Source organism: Pantoea sp. VS1, assembly GCF_002207995.1.
Taxonomy (GTDB): Bacteria; Pseudomonadota; Gammaproteobacteria; order Enterobacterales; family Enterobacteriaceae; genus Pantoea; species Pantoea dispersa.
Window position 1 is genome coordinate 62,036 of sequence record NZ_NHZE01000015.1, and the last position, 19,508, is coordinate 81,543.

A 19,508-nucleotide genomic window follows, 5' to 3' on the forward strand; every position below is an offset into this window, starting at 1 on the left:
CGTATGGCCGCAACGCGCTTTAATAAGCGCATCATCACGGGGGAAAACCATTATGTCTGCCATGTCTCAATCTTCTGCCATGCCTGCTGAAAAGCTGCCGACGCCGCTGGTGTTTACGCTGGCGGCCGGTGCCGGTCTCAGCGTGGCATCGATTTACTACAGCCAGCCGATGCTGGATATCATCAGTAAACAGTTCAATGTGGGCATTGGCAGCGTCGGTATGGTGCCGATGCTGACCCAGGCTGGTTACGCGCTGGGGATTCTGCTGCTGGCCCCGCTCGGTGACCGCCACGATCGCCGCACCATCATTCTGGTTAAAGGCTTACTGCTGGTCGCCGCGCTGCTGCTGTGCGGCTTTTCCGGCGGCATCAATGCGTTGCTGATCGCCAGCTTTGTTACCGGATTAACCGCTACCGTGGCGCAGGACATTGTGCCGGCGTCAGCGGCGCTGGCACCGGAGCGCAGCCGTGGCAAAACCGTCGGCACGGTGATGACCGGGCTGCTGGTCGGCATTCTGCTGTCGCGCGTGGTGAGCGGCGTGGTGGCGGAGTATCTGGGCTGGCGCACCATGTACATAATGGCGGCGGCGGCGGTGCTGCTAAGCAGTCTGGCGCTGTGGCGCGCGCTGCCGCGCTTTACGCCGGGCACCACGGTGAGCTATCCGCGTCTGCTGCTGTCGCTGGCGCATCTGTGGCAGCATCACCAGACGCTGCGCCGTGCGGCGCTGGCGCAGGGCCTGCTGTCGGTAAGTTTTAGCGCCTTCTGGTCTACCCTGGCGCTGATGCTGAGCGATCGCTTCCATCTCGACAGCGCCGTGGCAGGGGCCTTCGGTCTGGCCGGTGCCGCCGGGGCGCTGGCCGCGCCGCTGGCGGGCAGTTTTGCCGACCGCATCGGCCCGGCGCGTGTCACCCAGTATGGCGCCACGCTGGTGATGGTGTCGTTTGCCCTGATGTTCCTGCTGCCGGTACTGCCGGTGCCGGCGCAGCTTGGCCTGATTATCCTCAGCACCATCGGCTTTGACCTTGGCGTGCAGGCCACGCTGGTGGCGCATCAGACGCTGGTCTACAGCCTGGCGCCGGAAGCGCGCAGCCGCCTCAATGCGCTGATGTTCACCGTGGTGTTTATCGGTATGGCGACCGGTGCGGCGCTCGGCAGCCTGGCGCTGGCCCATTTCGGCTGGAATGGCGTGGTCAGCCTTGCGACGGCTGCCGCTGTGCTTGCGCTGCTGATTCGCCTCGCCAGTCGCCATCTGCAAAACTAATTCACGATCCTGTGCCAGGCTTAAAGGAGAATGTTATTTAAAAACGGAGCGTTATGAACTTCCTGGCCTGGACCGCCCTTACTGGCGGTCTGCTACTTTTGATGTCACTGGCTTCCGGCTGGATTCACCGGGGGCCGGTGACGTCTTTTGGTCTCTACCTGTTCGCGGGCATTCTGTGCGGCCCGTGGATGCTTAATCTGCTGCAAATCGACATTATCGGCCACGCCGAGCTCGCCGCCCATATCACCGAAATCACCATGGCCGCCTCGCTGTTTATCACCGGGCTCAAGCTGCGTCTGCCGATGAGCGCGCACGCGTGGCGCGTCGGGCTGCGGCTGGCATTCCCGGCGATGTTGCTGACCGTCGGCGGCATGGCCTGCCTGATTCACTGGATTACCGGCTTTGGCTGGCCGCTGTCGCTGGCGTTTGGTGCCATTGTTGCCCCGACTGACCCGGTGCTCGCCAGTCTGATCTCCGTTAACGATGCGCGCGATGACGATGCGCTGCGCGTGGCGCTCTCCAGCGAGGCCGGCATGAACGACGGTTCAGCGCTGCCGCTGCTGATGCTGGCGCTGCTGCTGATGCACCCGGGGGCCTTCAGTCTGGAGCTGCTGGGCGGCTGGGCAGCGCGCGATGTGGTGTGGGCGATTGGCGGCGGGCTGGCGATTGGTTATCTGCTCGGACGGCTGATCGGGCAGCTGGCGACCCATCTGCGCAGCGCGCATCACGACGTGGCCCCCAATGATTTCCTCGCGCTGGCACTGATCGCCCTGAGCTACGCGGCGGCGCAGTCGGTGGATGCGTCTGGCTTCCTTGCCACCTTTGCGGCAGGCGTTGGCTTACGCCGCGCCGAGCTGCGCGTGACTAAACGCTTTCCACTGGAAGATTTACCGGAAGAGAAGCGCTACCTGCCGGCAGAGGTGCTGGTCAATCCTAACCAGCGCCTCAAACAGGGGGGTGGCAGCCCGGTAAAATCGGTCGGCCTGGTGGTCGGCGATGCGCTGTCGTTTGGTGATACTATCGAACGCCTGCTGGCGGCAGCGATGATGGTGGTGCTGGGTATTACGCTGGCGCATCACTGGAATCTCACCGGCATCGGCCTGGGGCTGCTGCTGTTTGTGGTGGTGCGACCGCTGGCGGTATGGCTGACCACCTGGCGCTGCGAAATGCCGTTTATGCGGCGGATGCTGATTGGCTGGCTGGGGATTCGCGGCATCGGCAGTATCAATTATATTGCTTATGCCTGGGTGCACGGCCTGCAGGGCCCGCAGGCGGAACAGATGATGGACATGGCGCTGACGCTGGTAGTGTGCAGCATTGTGCTGCACGGCATCACGGTGACGCCGCTACTGAACTGGCGTGCTGCCCGGCAGGCGGCACGCGCGCAGCAAGACGAAACGTGATTTTCTGGAAATAACGGGAGCTTATTATGAAAGCATTGCTTATCGCCCTGGTAGGGCTGTCGCTGTCTGCCAGCGCGCTGGCGGATGATACGGATGCCGACGCGCAGGAGAATATCTACGCCAGCCAGCTGTGCCACATTGTTAGCGGGGAACAGAAAACCGGTGACATGCAGAGCTACACTGAGAAAATGAAGTCACAGCTGGCGGCCAGCCAGTCACCATCGGCCATGAACAAGCCCTCCTTCAACGAGGAAACCGCGCAGGAAGTGGTCAACGGCTGGCTGGAGCTGGGCGAAGAAGAGCGGGCGAAGCTGCGTCACGATCAGCAGCAGTGTGAGCAGACAGTGATGACTCAATTCCAGCAGCAGGATTAATTTTCCCTTCTCTTCGTGAATACGCGCCTTTTCTGGCGCGTTTTTTTATGGCTTTTTTGTACGAAATGCGTACATTATCGCCAGATTGAAACAGGACCTGCATCACATAATGAGACGCCAGCCTCCGGGCTGGCGCATTTTCCATACCGGCTACTGGGCAAGATGATTACACGGCGTCGTTTTCTGTTGGCTAGCGGAGCAACCGTACTCTCCATGACGGCGGGCAAACTGTTTGCCCGGGATGACATTATTCCGCTCTGGCCGGACGACCCACCGGGTGGCGGCGGTCCGTCTGGCCTGCTGAAAGTCAGCGCTAACGGTTCATGGACCAATATCGTTTCTCCCGCCATTCAGCGCTTTCGTCCGGAGAATCCCAACGGCGAAGCGGTGATCGTTGCGGCTGGTGGCGGCTACCGTTTTATCGGCATGGGGCGCGAAGCCTGGCCGGTCGCGCGCTGGCTTAATGCCAACGGGTATACCGCTTATGTACTGAGCTACCGTCTGCCGGGTGAAAAGTGGCAGGCCGGCAGAATGGCGCCGCTGCAGGATGCGCAGCGCGCGATTCGCATGGTGCGCGCGATGGAAAACAAGGTGCACCTGCTAGGCTTTTCGGCCGGCGGCCATCTGCTCGGCATGGCGGCAGCGCGGCCTGACTTCGTCACCTATTCACCGCAGGATTCGCTGGATGACATCCGGCCAACCGCAGACAGCGTCGGGCTGATTTACCCGGTTATCACCCTTGAAGCGCCGTATCAGCACACCCGTACTCACCAGATGATCGTGGGCAATGACGCCACGCCGACCCAGGAAGCCAACTGGTCAGTGCAAAATTACGTCACCCGCGCCTACCCGCCAACCTTTCTGGCGCAGGCGGAGGACGATCATACGTCCAACCCCCACAACACCGAGCTGATGCGCGACGCCTGCCGCCGTATGCGCGTGCCGGTTGAGCTTATTGAACTGAGCAGCGGCGGCCACGGCTTTGGCCTCGGTAAAGCCGGCACCCCCGCCGCGCTGTGGGACCAGGCGTATGTCCGCTGGCTGGATAAGCTGGGTTAATTTCTTTACTGGCGCATCAATCCAGGAGTGCTTGCAACGGCGCTGCAGTAACCCTCCGCACGAACCGTAGCGGCGCAATTTATTGCGCAAAAAAACAGCGGCGCAGCGGTCGGATTAGCGCGATAAATCGCGCCGCTACGATGTGGTGCGCTCAGCGAGCATGGCGATTGAATCAGCCCGTGCCGTCACGTCAGATTAAAATACCGGTCCCAATCGAGGAGCGCTTGCAACGGCGCTGCAGTAACCCTCCGCACGAACCGTAGCGGCGCAATTTATTGCGCAAAAAACAGCGGCGCAGCGGTCGGATTAGCGCGATAAATCGCGCCGCTACAATGTGTGCAGGATGATGGTGCAGAAATAAAATGCCGCACGAATCGTAGCGGCGCAATTTATTGCGCAAAAAACAGCAGTGCAGCGGTCGGATTAGCGCGATAAATCGCGCCGCTACGATGCGGTGCGCTCAGCGAGCATGGCGATTGAATCAGCCCGTGCCGTCACGTCAGATTAAAATACCGGTCCGGCTGGCTCGCTGCCGGCAGCGGGAAATCGTTGTTCATCGCTTTCAGATTGCGTTCGATATTCACGCACAGCGCGTCCAGCGGCAGGTGATTGGGCGCGGTGCCGAACGGATCTTCCAGTTCCTCCGCCAGTGACTCCAGCGACAAAAAGGTATACGAAATAAACACCGACACCAGCGGCGTCATCAGGTGCAAATCCGCCACCAGCGCGAACGGCAGCAGGGTGCAGAACAGATACACCGTGCGGTGCAGAATCAGGCTGTAGGCGAAGGGAATCGGTGTGCTGGCCAGCCGGTCGCAACCCCCCAGATACGCCGACAGATGGTTAAGGTTGTCATCAATACTCTGCCAGACGATATCCGTCACTAATCCCTCATCACGCCGCTGCGCCAGCCATTCGCCCATGCATAACATGATTTGCGAGGTCGGCATCGGATGGCCGAGCACCGCGGCGTGCCACGCGGGCGGCAGCAGCCGCTGCAGATCGGCCTGGGCATCGGTTTTACGCAGCCGGTGTTTCAGGCTCCAGCTAAACGCCAGCTGCAGCCCGATAAACTCCTGCACCTGTTCCGCACGCAGTCCGCGCAGCGTTTTCACCTGGCGCAGCAGCGAGCGCTGAGTGATGTGCATATTGCCCCACAGCGTGCGCGCCTCGATAAAGCGCGCGTAGCTGGCGTTATTGCGAAAGCCAAGAAAGATGGCGATCGACACGCCAATCAGGCTGAACGGTGCGGTGGTCAGGTGAATGCCGAGCGTGGAATACCAGGGATAACCCAGTATGGCGATCACTGACATCAGCAGGTTAAGCGACAGGCGGAACGCAATGCGAGACAGCACTGAGCCGTGCCAGTCAAACAACCGGAGAAACCAGTGTTGATGAGGACGTACGATCATTTTGCGATGGTGTTTTTTATGATTTTGTCGCCACAGATTACGCCCGTCGCAGGCGCAGAATCAACGCCGGTGAGCCGCTGTTTTACCAGCAAAAACGCTGCGCTTTGGACAATTAATCTATTTAAATCAAGCTTCTAAAAACGCTTTGAACAAGTTGTAAAATTCTTTGCGTTATCTCTTTGTCCGCGCTTTCTCTAAAGTTTATTCCAGCAGCACAACACACAAATTTAAAACCACTTTAGAGGAAACTATCATGTCTAAACTCGACCTGCTTGACCCACAGAACTCAACCCTGATCTTCATCGACCACCAGCCACAGATGGCGTTTGGTGTCGCCAATATTGACCGCCAGCAGCTCAAAAATAACACCGTCGCCCTGGCGAAAGCGGGGAAAATTTTCGACGTGCCGGTGATTTACACCTCGGTAGAAACGGAAAGCTTCAGCGGCTACATCTGGCCGGAACTGCTGGCGGTGCACCCGGAATCGAAGCCGATTGAGCGTACCTCCATGAACTCCTGGGAAGACGCGAAATTTGTCGAGGCGGTAGAGAAAACCGGCCGTAAAAAACTGATCATCTCGGCGCTGTGGACCGAAGTGTGCCTGACTTTCCCGGCTCTGATGGCGCTGAAAGCCGGTTACGAAGTGTATGTGGTGACCGATACCTCCGGCGGCACCAGTGTTGATGCACACGAACGTTCCGTGCAGCGCATGGTGCAGGCGGGTGCGGTGCCGGTAACCTGGCAGCAGGTGCTGCTGGAGTACCAGCGCGACTGGTCACGCAAAGAGACCTACGATGCGGTGATGGATCTGGTGCGTGAGCACAGCGGTGCCTACGGCATGGGCGTCGACTACGCCTACACCATGGTGCACAAAGCGCCGCAGCGTCAGGGCTGATTCAGCGGTAGTGCGGCAGGCGGGTTTTCAATGCGTCGATAAACAGCCGCAGCGCCATCGACTGATGCCGGTTCGGCGGGAACCACAGCGCGATTCCCGCCGACTGAATGCGCCAGTCGGCCAGCAGCTCCACTAATTTCCCCTGCTGCAGTGCCTCGCTAACGTACAGTGAAGGCACGAACGCAATCCCTGAACCGTTGATGGCCGCGCGCGCCATCAGCGCGTTATTGTCTAACGTCAGCGTACCCGGCACGTCAATCTCCAGACTTTCTTCCGCACTCTGATACTCCCAGCGATAGCGTTTGCCCCCGGGCAGGCGATGACGAATACACTGCTGCTGCAGTAAATCCTGCGGCTGACGCACCGGCGCGTGCACCGCCAGATAGTCGGGCGAGGCTACGGTAACGAAGGTCAGCGGGCCGCCAAGCGCAATAGCCACCATATCCTGCGGCACATCTTCAATCAGCCGGATGCCGGCATCAAACCCGGCGGCGGTGATATCTACCAGCGCGCCCTGGGCGGAGAAATCAAGCTGAATACCAGGATAGCGCGCGCTGAACTCGGGCACCACCTGATCCAGTAGCAGGCCAATCACCACATCGCTGGCGCTGATGCGCAGCGTACCGTACTGCTGCTGGCGGCTCAGGCTGACGTCGTGCAGCACCTCATCCATCTGATTGAGCAGCGGCGCGAGGCGCTGTAATAGCTGCTCACCGGCGTCGGTCAGCGACACGCTGCGTGTGGTGCGCTGAAACAGCTGCACGCCGAGGTTGTGCTCCAGCGTTTTCACCAGGTGGCTGAGCGAAGAGCGCTTCAGGCCAAGCAGCTCGGCGGCGCGCCGAAAGCTGCGCTGCTCGCCCAGCGTTTTGATCGCCTGCAGTTCGTGCCAGGAGGGGCGTTTCATTGGTGGTATTTCCTCACCAGGTCATGTGCGATTGGGGAGATTATGACCACCAGTAAAGCGATCTATCATCAGGTTTTCAACATGAGGAGCGCAAAATGAAAACCTGGTTAATTACCGGTGCCAGCAGCGGGCTGGGCCGGCTGATGAGTGAACGTTTACTTGAGCGTGGCGATCGCGTGGTGGCAACGGTGCGCCGCGAGCAGGCGCTGGCCAATTTGCAGCAGCAATATGGCGATCGGCTACTGGTGATGCGGCTGGATCTGGCCGAAACGGCCAGTATCGCACCGGCCATCGCCACTGCCTTTGCCCGCGTCGGGCGTATTGATGTGGTGGTAAGCAACGCCGCTTACGGTCTGTTTGGCGCGGCGGAAGAGCTCAGCGACGCGCAGATTGCACGCCAGATCGCCACCAATCTCACCGGATCGATCCAGCTGATTCGCGCCGTCATCCCGCATTTGCGCCAGCAGGGCGGTGGCCGCATTGCGCAGATCTCGTCCGAGGGCGGCCAGGTGGCGTATCCCAATTTCAGCCTGTATCACGCCAGCAAATGGGGCATTGAAGGTTTTGTCGAAGCGGTGCGCCAGGAAGTCGCCAGCTTGGGCATCGAGCTGCTGCTGGTGGAGCCGGGCCCGACCGTCACCAACTTCGCCAGCGGGCTGGATATCGCCGCGCCGCTCGACGCCTATCGTGATAACGCATCCGGTCAGTTGCGTCGGGCGATTGAAGCGGGTGACTTTGCTATATTGGGTGATGCCGGAAAATGCGTGGCGGCCACGCTGGCGACGCTGGATCAGGAAACGATGCCGCTGCGGCTGGCGCTGGGCAGCACGGCCTATCAGCACATCGAAGCCGCGCTGGAAGCCCGGCTGGCAGAGCTGCGCGCGCAGAAAGCGCTGGCGTTTGGCGCGGATGCGTAACTTTGCCGTGTCACCTGGTTGCGCAGACCGTTATTAATGGCGGTCTGCGGCTGGTTAACACGGACTGGCTGACATCGTTGGCTCTTTTATTTACCTTAACCATAAAAACGATTTTTATTTTCGTTTTTAACGATATGCTTCAACAGATATTGGCATTTATCAACAACATTGCCGGCATTTTTAAACCCCTGTTCAATCACGGCAATATTTAATACATGGTCGTCATGGTTAAACTGCATTGGTTCGGTATCGCACATGTTCCAGGCACGCGTTGTCGCTTCTGTCCAGTGATGAACGCTTTCTCCGGACCAGGCAATATTCTCTTTAAGCATTCTCACTGGGTTCCCGCCCCAGCAGCTATTGGAGTGTATCGTTTTCCCCGCCACCAGACTCATGGCACCAATTACGCTGCCGGAGTGGATCGATGAACCTTTTAAAATCATCGCGTTTTGTCCGATCCACACGTGATCGCCAATATAAATGCTACGGGAATGATTGATGCGCTGATTATCCGCAATGTTATATATCAGATGAGGATCGGCGGTTCGCATCCAGATACCAAAGGAGAGACAACAATGATTGCCAATGATGATATTTTTTTCTTCTGAGAGAATCAGCGTTAACTTTTCATTGAAGTAATTATGTCTGCCAATGAAGCAGACCGAATTTGAGAATGCAATTATTTTAACGATATAGGGTATCGCACTTTGGCTCAAATAAATGATTGAATTATCCGCCCGAAAATCCACTACGGAATCCTGCAGGACTACGCCCTCCTCACATATCAGAATATTGTTCTTACCATGAAAATTAATCTGGCTATTTATGAGTGTCGGTTCTTTACCGAGAAATTTGTTACCTTCAATAAGCCTGAGCTGCTCTGGATGTAATATTGTCATTTTTCGCTACGTGAGTCGGGATGGCCGCTTTCAAAGCGGCCTGAATCACGTCGATATTAAGCGTTGCGCATCAGAACAGCAGGCTGTGCGCCGTGGCGCGCAGCGCAATGCCGAGCAAAATGCCGGGCACGGCGAAGCGGAACAGGCGCGGAAAACGGCTGGAGAGCCCGAGGAAAATGCCGATGCCGGGCAGGTCGAAGGTCTGAATCAGCAGGCCTGCCGAGGCGTTGATGTTGTGCGCACTGTACTGCCCCTGTTCGACCAGACCAGCAACCACGCCGTAATAGGCGGTGCCGCCGGCCAGGCATTTGGTCAGCGCGGGCAGCACATACACCTCGGCGATATGCAGTTTCTGTAATAGCGGTGCCAGCAACTGCGTCAGCAGCTCAATGGCGCCGGCACTTTTCAAAATGCCCACCACCGACAAGGAAAGGATCAGCATCGGCAGCGAACCGAGCGCGAGGCGAATGGCGTCGGCACCCGAGGTGTTGATGATGGCGATCAGCCCCGGCTTCGCGTCGCTGTTCTCCACGCCCTGGTCTTCATCGCGCAGCGCGACATCGGAAAGTTTGCGGGCAAAAAAGTGATAGGTTGAGGCGGCCGCCAGCACGCCGCCGCTGATGGAGAACAGCAGCGCGGCGCTCCAGTTGAGTCCGTCAGGAATCAGCGGATAAAAGGCGTTGGCCTGGCCCATCGCGAACAGCATCGCCAGCGTGGCTGCCATGTGGCGGTCTGACGTGCCGCGCTTCTCCATGATCGCCAGCGCGGCGAGCGGTGCGGCAAAACTGACAAAATTTAACTGGATGAGTGCGAACAGCGCCAGGCCGGTAATCCCCAGCGGCTTCAGTAACGGCGTGGCGTGGCGCACGACAAAATCCAGCACGCCTTTCACTTCGAGGTATTTCATGATGAATAGCATCACCACCATGATGGGAATCAGGGTGTAAAGCGCGACGTCGACCGCGGCTTTGCCCGACTCCATAATTATGCTGATGATATTCACGTGCTGACGTCGTCCCGTTACCGCAAAACGCTGGCCACCGGGCCAGCAAAGCAAAAATCATAGCGGGTATGCGCGCTGTTGAGTAGTCAGCAAACAAAAAAGCCCCCAGGCGGGGGCTGTGATGATGGCGCTGAGGCGGTGTTAGCGCATGGTGACGAACTCTTCCGCCGCCGTCGGGTGAATCGCCACGGTGTTGTCGAAGTCTTTTTTGGTGGCACCCATTTTCAGCGCCACCGCAAAGCCCTGCAGCATCTCATCCATGCCGTTGCCGATACCGTGAATACCCACAATCTTCTCTTCCGGCCCCACGCATACCAGCTTCATGCGGCACGGCTGACGGTGCTGGGTCACGGCGGTGTACATGGCGGTGAACGACGATTTGTACACTTTTACCTGGTCGTCGCCATACTGCTCACGCGCCTGCGGTTCGGTCAGACCGACGGTGCCAATCGGCGGATGGCTGAACACCACGGTGGGAACGTTGCTGTAGTCGAGATGCTCGTCCGGCTTGTTATTAAACAGGCGTTCGGACAGGCGACGGCCTGCCGCCACGGCCACCGGCGTCAGCTCGACCGCACCGGTGTTATCACCCACCGCATAGATGCCTTTGACGTTAGTGTTCTGGAACTTGTCGACCTGAATGTAGCCTTTGTCATTCAGCGCCACACCGGTCACCGCCAGGTTGAGATTATCGGTAGCGGGCTCGCGGCCAATTGCCCATACCAGGCAATCCACCGTCTGCTGCTGGCCGTTTTCCAGCTGCAGCGTCAGGCTGCCGTCAGCATTCCTGATCACCGCTTTCGGGATCGATTCGGTGTGCAGCGTCGGACCTTCCGCCTGCATCACTTCTACCAGTGTCTCAACAATCAGCGGGTCGAAGCTGCGCAGCGGCGCATGCTGACGCACAAACAGGTGAGTTTCTGCGCCCAGCGCATTCACCACGCCGGCCAGCTCTACCGCAATGTAGCCTGCGCCTACCACCGCAACGCGTTTTGGCAGCGCCTCCAGTTCAAAGAAGCCGTCGGAATCGATGCCGTACTCTGCGCCCGGCACCTGTGGATGGCTGGGACGACCGCCAGTGGCGATCAGGATATGGTCGGCGGTAATGGTCTCGCCGTTCACTTCCACCGTGTGGGCATCGACAAAGCGCGCGAACCCTTTGATCACTTCTACCTGGTTTTTACCCAGCACATTGTCGTACGAGGTGTGGATACGGTCGATGTAGGCGCTGCGGTTTTTCACCAGCGTTGACCAGTCAAAGCGATTAACGGTGGTATCAAAGCCGTAATCCGGACCGTACAGGTGAATTGCTTCGGCGATTTGCGCCGCATGCCACATCACTTTCTTCGGTACACAGCCGACGTTGACGCAGGTGCCGCCCAGCTCTTTCGCTTCGATCAGCGCGCACTTCTGGCCATACATCGCCGCACGGTTAATGGAGGCGATACCGCCGCTGCCGCCGCCAATGGCGAGGTAATCAAAATGTCTGGTCATCCGTTGTGTCCATCTGTTGGAAGAAAACTGGCATAGAGTGTAACGCCGCTTCAGTTACCGGCGCAAAGTTTGCACCTATGTATGTAATAGGGTTGAATGCCGGCAAGGGGTTGGCTTAAAGGAACTTATCATGCACCTGACATTTCTTGGTACCGGCGCGGGCGCGCCCAGCCTGCAGCGCAACGTCACCGCCATTGCGCTGACGCTGTCGAAACGCGGCGAGACCTGGCTGTTCGACTGTGGCGAAGCGACGCAGCATCAGTTTATGCGATCGGCGCTTAAGCCCGGCAAGCTGGAAAAAATCTTTATTACCCATTTGCATGGCGATCACATCTTTGGCCTGCCGGGTCTGCTCACCAGCCGTTCGATGGCGGGCCTGACCGAGCCGATGACGCTGTACGGTCCGAAAGGATTGCGCCAGTTTGTCGACACCGCGCTCAGCCTGAGTGGCTCTTATACCGGCTATCCGCTGGAGATTGTCGAGATCGAAGCCGGTCCGGTGCTGGATAACGGTGAGTTTCGCGTCACTGCTTATGCGCTGAACCACGTGGTCGAGTGCTATGGCTACCGCATCGAACAGCATGATAAGCCGGGCTTCCTTGACGCACCGCGCCTGAAGGCGGAAGGCGTGCCGCGCGGCCCGTGGTATCAGGATCTGAAACAGGGCAAACGCATCACGCTGGAAGATGGCCGCGAGATCAACGGCGTCGACTATCTTGGCCCGGCCACCAAAGGCAAAGTGTTGGCGATCTTCGGCGATACCGGCCCTACCGACGTGGCGTTGCAGCTGGCGGCGAACGCCGATGTGATGGTGCATGAAACCACGCTGGAAGCGGCGATGGCGGAAAAAGCCAACGGGCGCGGCCACTCCACTACGGTGCAGGCGGCCAGCGTGGCACAGCGCGCTGGCGCAAAACGCATGATCGCTACGCACTTTAGCTCGCGCTATTTGTCACAGGATCGGGAAAGGCTACTGGCAGAGTGCCAGTCGGTGTTTCCGGCCACCGAACTGGCGCATGATTTTGCGATATTTGAGGTTTAGCGCTTATTCCGGCACGATTTGCGTCACGCTGTAGTGACCGGTGCCGGCGGGCACCAGTTTCTGGTGCAGCCACGGCAGCAGCTCTTCCATCTGCGCTTTCAGCTTCCACGGCGGGTTGATGACAATCATCCCGGACGCGGTCATGCCGCGCTGATCGCTGTCCGGACGCACTGCCAGCTCGATCTGCAGAATATTGCGGATGCCGGTGGCTTCCAGATCCTTCAGCATGTGCTTGATCTGCTGGCGCAACACCACTGGATACCACAGCGCATAGACGCCGGTGGCGAAACGTTTGTGACCTTCCTGAATGCCTTTCACCACATCCTGATAATCGCTTTTCATTTCGTACGGCGGGTCGATAAGGATCAGGCCGCGACGGGTCGGTGGCGGCAGTTTGGCCTTCAGCTGCTGATAACCATCCGCGCGTTCAACGCGGGCGCGCGCATCTTTACTGAACTCACTGCGCAGCAGCGGGTAATCGGTCGGATGCAGTTCGGTGAGCTGCAGCTTATCCTCGTCGCGCAGCAGATGGCGGGCGATCAGCGGCGAGCCAGGGTAATAGCGCAGCGTGCCGGTTGGGTTGAGGTTGCGAATCGCCGCCAGATAGGGCTTCAGCAGCGCCGGTGCGTCCGGCTGTTGCCAGATACGCGCAATGCCTTCCAGATATTCGCCGGTACGTTCGGCGTGCTCACCGCTCAGCTGGTAACGTCCGGCACCGGCGTGGGTGTCCAGATAGAGGAAAGGTTTCTCCTTCTCCATCAGGGCGGTGAGGATCAGGCTTTCAACGGTGTGTTTCAGCACGTCGGCGTGGTTGCCGGCATGAAAACTGTGGCGATAACTCAGCATAAAAAAGAGGGGTCCGCGGTTGGATCAATGAAGTCGAATAGATCGTGTGTGGCGCGATTATAGCCGCGCCGCATAAAAATTGCTGACGTTTTACCATCCGCTTAAGTTTTCAGCGCCCGGGTCGCTTTAGCGGAATGCGACCGGTCTGGTAGAGAACTAATTTCACTTAGGGATAATTCGACTCTCGAAATTTTACCGCAGATTAAGTAAGTTAGTAGCCGAAAACGAAGCGGTCGCGAGCGAAATGCCAGGAATGCGTCTCTGGCAAGGAAACTTTTCGGCCATGGCCGTATAATTTTTTGCTTCAAGCATCCTTAATAACTCCTGGTGACAATAATGAAAAAAATGACTGGTATCGCGGTGGCAAGCCTGCTGGCACTGGCTGGTTGCGCGAAACAACAGCCTGTTCATAGCCTGGTAACGCCGCCCGCCGCCGACGCTCAGCCGATGGCTGAATCCGCTGCACGGCCTGACGGCCAGCCGTTTGTAACCGAAGCGCCAGCCCAGCCGGCCGCTGCCTCGTTCGCTGACGATCGCGCCAGCAACATTCAGCAGTGCCGTAAAGAGCTGGATGCGATGCGCCTCTACAGCCAGGCGTCTTACGACAGCTACCAGGCGGAATTCCAGAAAATTGGCGCGCAGACCAACAAATATCTGCAGATTAAAGATTCGATTGGCGCGGATATTAACGATTTAGTCATGCCGCGCTATCAGTTCCAGATCCGTGAACTGTGCTTCCGCATTAAAACCCGTCTGTCACAGCTGATTATTCGCCAGGCCGGTTAACAATAACGGCGTAAGCCGACCCCTTTTTTAACAGCGCGACAACCTCGCGCGGTGGATGGCTTCATCTCAATTAACATATTGAGATGAGGCCTTTTGTTTTCTTAGCGGCAAGGAGCCGCGACTGGAGGTTTTGATGACACAGCGTCATCTGCTGGCGGTGCTGATTAGCGCGGCCTTACTGCTACCCGGACAGGCCGCGTCAGCGGCTGATGATGACATGCTGCGCGCGTTCAGCGAAGCAGCGCGCACCCTGCCGCCGGCACCGGCAGCAAAACCACAGCCACCTGCAAAACCGGCCGCTAAACCGGCGGCGAAAACCGTCAGCAAGGCAGAGAAAAAAGCCGCCACAGCGCCCGATCACAGTGCGGAACTGACGCGTCTGCGCGCGCGCGTGGCGGAGCTGGAAAAGCTGTCTGCGGCACCTGCGGTGAAAGCGGACGATGCGTTAAAGGCGCAGCTGGCTGCCAGCGACAAAAAACTGGCGGCGCTCAGCGCGGAGAAGCAGCAGCAGGAGAAAAACATCGCCACGCTGCAGCAGGCGCTGAAAGCGGAAAACGAGAAGGCGCTGGCGGCGCTGCAGGCAGAGAGCAAAAAGCAGCTCAGCGCCCAGCAGGCCGGGAACGACAAAAAGCTGGCAGCGCTCAGCGCGGAGAAGCAGCAGCAGGAGAAAAACATTGCCACGCTGCAGCAGGCGCTGAAAGAGGCTCAGCAGCAGCAAAGCGCCGGCAGCGCCCAGCTGACGAAACAGCTCAGTGACGCGCGCGCAGCGGCCATTCAGAGCGCCGATGCGCTTAAAGCGCTGAAAGCGGAAAACGACAAGGCACTGGCGGCGCTGCAGGCAGAGAGCAAAAAGCAGCTCAGCGCCCAGCAGGCGGCAAGCGACAGAAAGCTGGCGGCCTTACAGGCAGAAAACGAGAAGGCGCTGGCGGCGCTGCAGGCAGAGAGCAAGAAGCAGCTCAGTGCCCAGCAGGCGGAAAGCGACAAAAAGCTGGCGGCATTACAGGCTGAAAGCAAACAGCAGCTCAGCGCACAACAGGCTGAGAGCGCCCAAAAACTGGCCGCGCAGCAGACTGCAAGCGATAAACAGCTGAAAGCGTTACAGTCTCAGCAGACGGAAAGCGAGAAGAAGCTCACCGCGCTGCAGACGCAGCAGGCCGAGCGTGAAAAACAACTCGCCGCGCTGGATAGCGAAAAACAGCAGCAGGCGCACAACCTGGCGCAGCTGACGCGGGAACTGGAGGCGGCGAAGCAGCAACCGGCCGCCGCGCCGAAACTTTCTGCTCCGAAAAGCGATGCCGAACGCGATGGCTACACGCTGGGTCAGTTCATCGCCAGCAATGCGGTGGTGCAGCTGCAGATGGTCAAAGACATCGGCCTCAGCATCAGTATGGATCAGCTGATTGCCGGCTTAACCACCCAGCTGCAAAGCGGTGATTCGCTGCTTGATGGCGAAGAGATGGCGCGCCGTTACGCCACTATGCAGGCTTCCATTGGCAAAGGACTGAACGCACTGATTGAAAAAGGTTACGCGCAGCTGGACAAGAAAGTGGCGAAGCGTAAAGCGCTGAAGAAAGATCTCGGCATGCAGTGGTTTGCGGTGAAAAGCGTCAAAGGCAAACTGCTGCCGGACCAGCAGGCAGCGGTCAGCGTCCGGGTCACCACTCTGAGCGGCAAGGTAATCAACGATTTTTCACATGATCAGGTGCCGTTCAACGACAGCCTGCCGCCACTGTTGCAGGAAGGCATGTCGCTGACCGGTAAAGGCGGCGCAGTGGAAGGCTGGGCGCTGGCTAAAGATATTTACGAGCGCGAGCCGCTGCCACCGTGGGTCGCGCCGTATGATGTGATCCATTATCAGCTGACCATCAAATAACCTCTGGCCCGCCGTCTGGCGGGCTTTTTTTTCAACATTGCGCGATGAATCGCGCCGCTACCGATACGTGCACTTATTGTAGCGGCGCGATTCATCGCGCGTTTTTCTCTCTGCCCTTGCGGGTGGCATTGATTTTCCCCTCGTCTGGCCGCATGTTAGTAAAATTGCGTCGCGCCCCTGCGCGCGGCCCCACTCCATGATGAAAGGACTGCGCTTATGACCAATCCGTTACTCACGCCTTTTACGCTACCGCCTTTTTCCGCCATCAAACCTGAGCACGTGGTTCCCGCTGTAACTGAAGCGCTGAACGACTGTCGCGCAGCGGTGGAGCGCGTAGTGGCGCAGGGCGCGCCTTACACCTGGGAAAATTTAGTCCAGCCGCTGGCGGAAGTGGACGATCGCCTGGGCCGTATCTTCTCGCCGGTCAGCCATCTTAACTCGGTAAAAAACAGCCCGGAACTGCGCGAAGCCTACGAGCAGACGCTGCCGCTGCTGTCCGAATACAGCACCTGGGTGGGCCAGCACGAAGGTCTGTATCAGGCGTATCGCAACCTGCGTGAGGGCGAGAGCTACGCACAGCTGGATACCGCGCAGAAGAAAGCGGTGGATAACAGCCTGCGCGACTTTGAGCTGTCCGGTATCGGCCTCGATAAACAGAAACAGAAACGCTATGGCGAGATCGCCGCGCGCCTCTCCGAACTGGGATCGGCTTACAGCAACAATGTGCTGGACGCCACCATGGGCTGGAGCAAACTGATCACCGACGAAGCCGAGCTGGCGGGCATGCCGGAGAGCGCACTGGCCGCGGCCAAAGCGCAGGCGGAAGCCAAACAGCAGGAAGGCTGGCTGCTGACACTTGATATCCCAAGCTATCTGCCGGTGATGACCTATTGTGACAACGCCGCGCTGCGTGAAGAGATGTATCGCGCCTATTCCACCCGTGCCTCCGATCAGGGCCCGAACGCCGGTAAATGGGACAATGGCCCAATCATGGCGGAAGAGCTGGCACTGCGCCACGAGCTGGCTGAGCTGCTGGGCTTTGACTCGTTCGCCGACAAATCGCTGGCGACCAAAATGGCGGAAAGTCCGTCTCAGGTGATCGACTTCCTGAACGACCTCGCCAGACGCGCGCGCCCGCAGGGTGAAAAAGAGCTGGCGCAACTGCGTGCCTTCGCCAAAAAAGAGTTTGGCGTGGATGACATGAATCCGTGGGATCTCACCTATTACGGCGAGAAGCAGAAGCAGCATCTGTACACCATCAGCGACGAACAGCTGCGTCCGTACTTCCCGGAATCACGCGCGGTGAACGGTCTGTTTGAAGTGGTGAAGCGTATTTATGGCATCACCGCCAAAGAGCGTACCGATGTGGATGTTTACCATCCGGACGTGCGTTTCTTCGACCTGTTCGACGAGAGCGGCGAGCTGCGTGGCAGCTTCTACCTCGACCTTTACGCGCGCGAGCACAAGCGCGGCGGCGCGTGGATGGATGACTGCGTCGGGCAGATGCGTAAAGCCGATGGCAGCCTGCAGAAGCCGGTGGCGTACCTGACCTGTAACTTCAACCGTCCGGTCCAGGGCAAACCGGCGCTGTTCACTCACGATGAAGTGACCACGCTGTTCCACGAGTTCGGCCACGGCCTGCACCACATGCTGACGCGCATCGAAGCGCCGGGCGTGTCTGGCATCAACGGCGTGCCGTGGGATGCGGTCGAGCTGCCGAGCCAGTTTATGGAAAACTGGTGCTGGGAGCCGGAAGCGCTGGCGTTCATCTCCGGCCATTACGAAACCGGTGAGCCGCTGCCGAAAGCGCTGCTGGATAAAATGCTGGCGGCGAAGAACTATCAGGCGGCGCTGTTCATTCTGCGTCAGCTGGAGTTCGGCCTGTTCGATTTCCGTCTGCATACCGAGTTTGATCCGGCGCAGGGCGCGCAAATCCTCGAAACCCTGCGTGAAGTGAAAAAACAGGTTGCCGTGGTGCCGAGTCCGGAGTGGGGCCGCTTCCCGCACGCCTTCAGCCACGTGTTTGCCGGTGGCTACGCGGCGGGTTACTACAGCTATCTGTGGGCCGACGTGCTGGCTGCCGATGCCTATTCGCGCTTCGAAGAAGAGGGCATCTTCAACCGTCAGACCGGTCAGTCGTTCCTCGACAACATTCTGACGCGCGGCGGTTCCGAAGAGCCGATGGAACTGTTCAAACGCTTCCGCGGCCGTGAACCGCAGCTGGATGCGATGCTGGAACACTACGGAATTCAGGGATAAGCCTGCTTGTGAAGATCGGTTTAGTGGATGAAACAGGCGCCGGAGACGGCGCCTTATTACATTTGGCGCAGCGCTGGGGGCTGGAGCAGGACGACAGCGCCACGCTGGCGCTGGTGCTGACAGCGCAGCATCTGGAGCTGCGTAAAGTGGACGAGCCAAAGCTTGGCGGCATCTTTGTCGATTTCGTTTCCGGCGCGATGGCGCACCGGCGCAAATTTGGCGGCGGACGCGGCGAAGCTGTGGCGAAAGCGGTGGGCATCAAAGGGGATTACCTGCCCGACGTGGTGGATGCGACGGCAGGACTGGGGCGCGATGCCTTTGTGCTGGCCGCGCTGGGCTGTCGCGTGCGTATGCTGGAGCGTCATCCGGTGGTCGCGGCGCTGCTGGAAGATGGTTTGCGGCGTGGTTATGAAGATGCGGAGATCGGCGGCTGGCTGCGCGAGCGCCTGACGCTGCTGCATGTGGTCAGCCAGCAGGCGCTGAGTGATATCACGCCGGCACCGGACGTGGTGTATCTCGATCCGATGTATCCGCACCGGCAGAAAAGCGCGCTGGTGAAGAAGGAGATGCGGGTGTTTCAGTCGCTGGTGGGGCCGGATGAGGATGCCGATGCGCTGCTCGAACCAGCGCGCCGTCTGGCGAAGAAGCGCATCGTGGTGAAGCGCCCGGATTACGCACCGCCGCTGGCTGGCGTCGCCACCCAATCCGCAGTGGTGACCAAAAGCCACCGTTTCGATATTTATCCGCCGTTGTCGTAAGTAGTCACGATAGCTTAGCGGCGTGAATCATCGCGTCGCTGCAAGCCATATAATTTCATATCATGACGATGCATAGCGTGGATTGTGCATAGCCATAAGTTAACTGGTTAAAACTCATATCTTTACTGTCTTCCGCCCGGCAATTCACTCCTTCCAGACTTATGCTAACCCATCAATTATATTTCCATTGATTTTTTTGACATCGGTGTTGCTATTTTTGTGTTTTTTAATTTTAAGGGTGAAATTACTGATAAACATCCGGCTATATAAGAATTTTCCCCTAAGAGATTAATCTTATATTTTATTTAAGTTATTGATTAAAT

Annotated in this window: 17 protein-coding genes; 11 read left to right on the top strand and 6 right to left on the bottom strand. The window is 58.5% G+C overall.

Annotation, left to right across the window (positions count from 1 at the left end; translation table 11 throughout):
* Positions 1-52: 52 nt before the first annotated feature.
* The 4 genes from CBW22_RS09425 to CBW22_RS09440 all read left to right on the top strand — a co-directional run bounded on the left by CBW22_RS09425 (position 53) and on the right by CBW22_RS09440 (position 4,097).
* Positions 53-1,261 carry an MFS transporter gene (locus CBW22_RS09425; protein WP_088516525.1) on the top strand — a complete coding sequence of 403 codons (1,209 nt, stop codon included), beginning with the start codon at positions 53-55 and terminating at the stop codon, positions 1,259-1,261.
* A 53-nt stretch (positions 1,262-1,314) separates the two neighbouring features.
* Entirely contained in the window at positions 1,315-2,664 is a 1,350-nt protein-coding gene (locus tag CBW22_RS09430) for a cation:proton antiporter (RefSeq protein WP_088516526.1), read from the top strand.
* A gap of 26 nt (positions 2,665-2,690) precedes the next feature.
* Positions 2,691-3,038, top strand: a complete 348-nt coding sequence (locus CBW22_RS09435) for a hypothetical protein (protein WP_021507870.1) — start codon at positions 2,691-2,693, stop codon at positions 3,036-3,038.
* A gap of 162 nt (positions 3,039-3,200) precedes the next feature.
* Complete coding sequence (locus CBW22_RS09440) at positions 3,201-4,097, top strand: alpha/beta hydrolase (RefSeq protein WP_058770928.1); 897 nt, start codon at positions 3,201-3,203, stop codon at positions 4,095-4,097.
* Between the two features lie 494 nt (positions 4,098-4,591).
* Here CBW22_RS09440 and CBW22_RS09445 read toward each other — a convergent pair whose 3' ends face one another.
* Positions 4,592-5,509 (bottom strand): bestrophin family protein, encoded by a 918-nt coding sequence (locus CBW22_RS09445; protein WP_031279808.1) that lies wholly within the window; start codon positions 5,507-5,509, stop codon positions 4,592-4,594.
* 253 nt (positions 5,510-5,762) lie between these two features.
* Here CBW22_RS09445 and CBW22_RS09450 point away from each other — a divergent pair, with 253 nt between their 5' ends.
* Complete coding sequence (locus tag CBW22_RS09450) at positions 5,763-6,404, top strand: hydrolase (protein ID WP_021508093.1); 642 nt, start codon at positions 5,763-5,765, stop codon at positions 6,402-6,404.
* 1 nt (position 6,405) lies between these two features.
* Here CBW22_RS09450 and CBW22_RS09455 read toward each other — a convergent pair whose 3' ends face one another.
* Positions 6,406-7,308 carry a LysR substrate-binding domain-containing protein gene (locus tag CBW22_RS09455; protein WP_088516527.1) on the bottom strand — a complete coding sequence of 301 codons (903 nt, stop codon included), beginning with the start codon at positions 7,306-7,308 and terminating at the stop codon, positions 6,406-6,408.
* A gap of 95 nt (positions 7,309-7,403) precedes the next feature.
* Between CBW22_RS09455 and CBW22_RS09460 the strand changes: the two genes are divergently transcribed.
* The gene (locus tag CBW22_RS09460; RefSeq protein ID WP_088516528.1) at positions 7,404-8,225 is read left to right on the top strand and encodes an SDR family oxidoreductase; all 822 of its coding nucleotides are present in this window, start codon (positions 7,404-7,406) and stop codon (positions 8,223-8,225) included.
* A 95-nt stretch (positions 8,226-8,320) separates the two neighbouring features.
* Here CBW22_RS09460 and CBW22_RS09465 read toward each other — a convergent pair whose 3' ends face one another.
* The 3 genes from CBW22_RS09465 to gorA form a co-directional block, all read right to left on the bottom strand.
* On the bottom strand, positions 8,321-9,124 hold the full coding sequence (locus tag CBW22_RS09465; RefSeq protein WP_088516529.1) for an acyltransferase: 804 nt from the start codon (positions 9,122-9,124) through the stop codon (positions 8,321-8,323).
* Positions 9,125-9,194: 70 nt separating this feature from the next.
* Entirely contained in the window at positions 9,195-10,127 is a 933-nt protein-coding gene (locus CBW22_RS09470) for a hypothetical protein (RefSeq protein ID WP_058759347.1), read from the bottom strand.
* Positions 10,128-10,268: 141 nt separating this feature from the next.
* Positions 10,269-11,621, bottom strand: coding sequence for a glutathione-disulfide reductase (gene gorA / locus CBW22_RS09475; RefSeq protein ID WP_058770933.1), 1,353 nt, complete (start codon positions 11,619-11,621; stop codon positions 10,269-10,271).
* A gap of 130 nt (positions 11,622-11,751) precedes the next feature.
* Here gorA and rnz point away from each other — a divergent pair, with 130 nt between their 5' ends.
* The gene (rnz, locus tag CBW22_RS09480; RefSeq protein WP_088516530.1) at positions 11,752-12,663 is read left to right on the top strand and encodes a ribonuclease Z; all 912 of its coding nucleotides are present in this window, start codon (positions 11,752-11,754) and stop codon (positions 12,661-12,663) included.
* Between the two features lie 3 nt (positions 12,664-12,666).
* Here the strand turns inward: rnz and CBW22_RS09485 are convergent, their stop codons facing one another.
* Positions 12,667-13,509: a 23S rRNA (adenine(2030)-N(6))-methyltransferase RlmJ gene (locus CBW22_RS09485; protein ID WP_021508100.1), complete on the bottom strand. Its 843-nt coding sequence runs from the start codon at positions 13,507-13,509 to the stop codon at positions 12,667-12,669.
* A 336-nt stretch (positions 13,510-13,845) separates the two neighbouring features.
* Between CBW22_RS09485 and CBW22_RS26490 the strand changes: the two genes are divergently transcribed.
* The 4 genes from CBW22_RS26490 to rsmJ all read left to right on the top strand — a co-directional run bounded on the left by CBW22_RS26490 (position 13,846) and on the right by rsmJ (position 19,185).
* Positions 13,846-14,295 (top strand): hypothetical protein, encoded by a 450-nt coding sequence (locus CBW22_RS26490; RefSeq protein ID WP_021508101.1) that lies wholly within the window; start codon positions 13,846-13,848, stop codon positions 14,293-14,295.
* 133 nt (positions 14,296-14,428) lie between these two features.
* Positions 14,429-16,168 carry a hypothetical protein gene (locus CBW22_RS09495; RefSeq protein WP_088516531.1) on the top strand — a complete coding sequence of 580 codons (1,740 nt, stop codon included), beginning with the start codon at positions 14,429-14,431 and terminating at the stop codon, positions 16,166-16,168.
* 216 nt (positions 16,169-16,384) lie between these two features.
* Positions 16,385-18,427: an oligopeptidase A gene (gene prlC, locus CBW22_RS09500; RefSeq protein WP_059012341.1), complete on the top strand. Its 2,043-nt coding sequence runs from the start codon at positions 16,385-16,387 to the stop codon at positions 18,425-18,427.
* Positions 18,428-18,435: 8 nt separating this feature from the next.
* Positions 18,436-19,185 (top strand): 16S rRNA (guanine(1516)-N(2))-methyltransferase RsmJ, encoded by a 750-nt coding sequence (rsmJ, locus tag CBW22_RS09505; RefSeq protein WP_021508104.1) that lies wholly within the window; start codon positions 18,436-18,438, stop codon positions 19,183-19,185.
* The last annotated feature ends 323 nt before the right edge of the window (positions 19,186-19,508 follow it).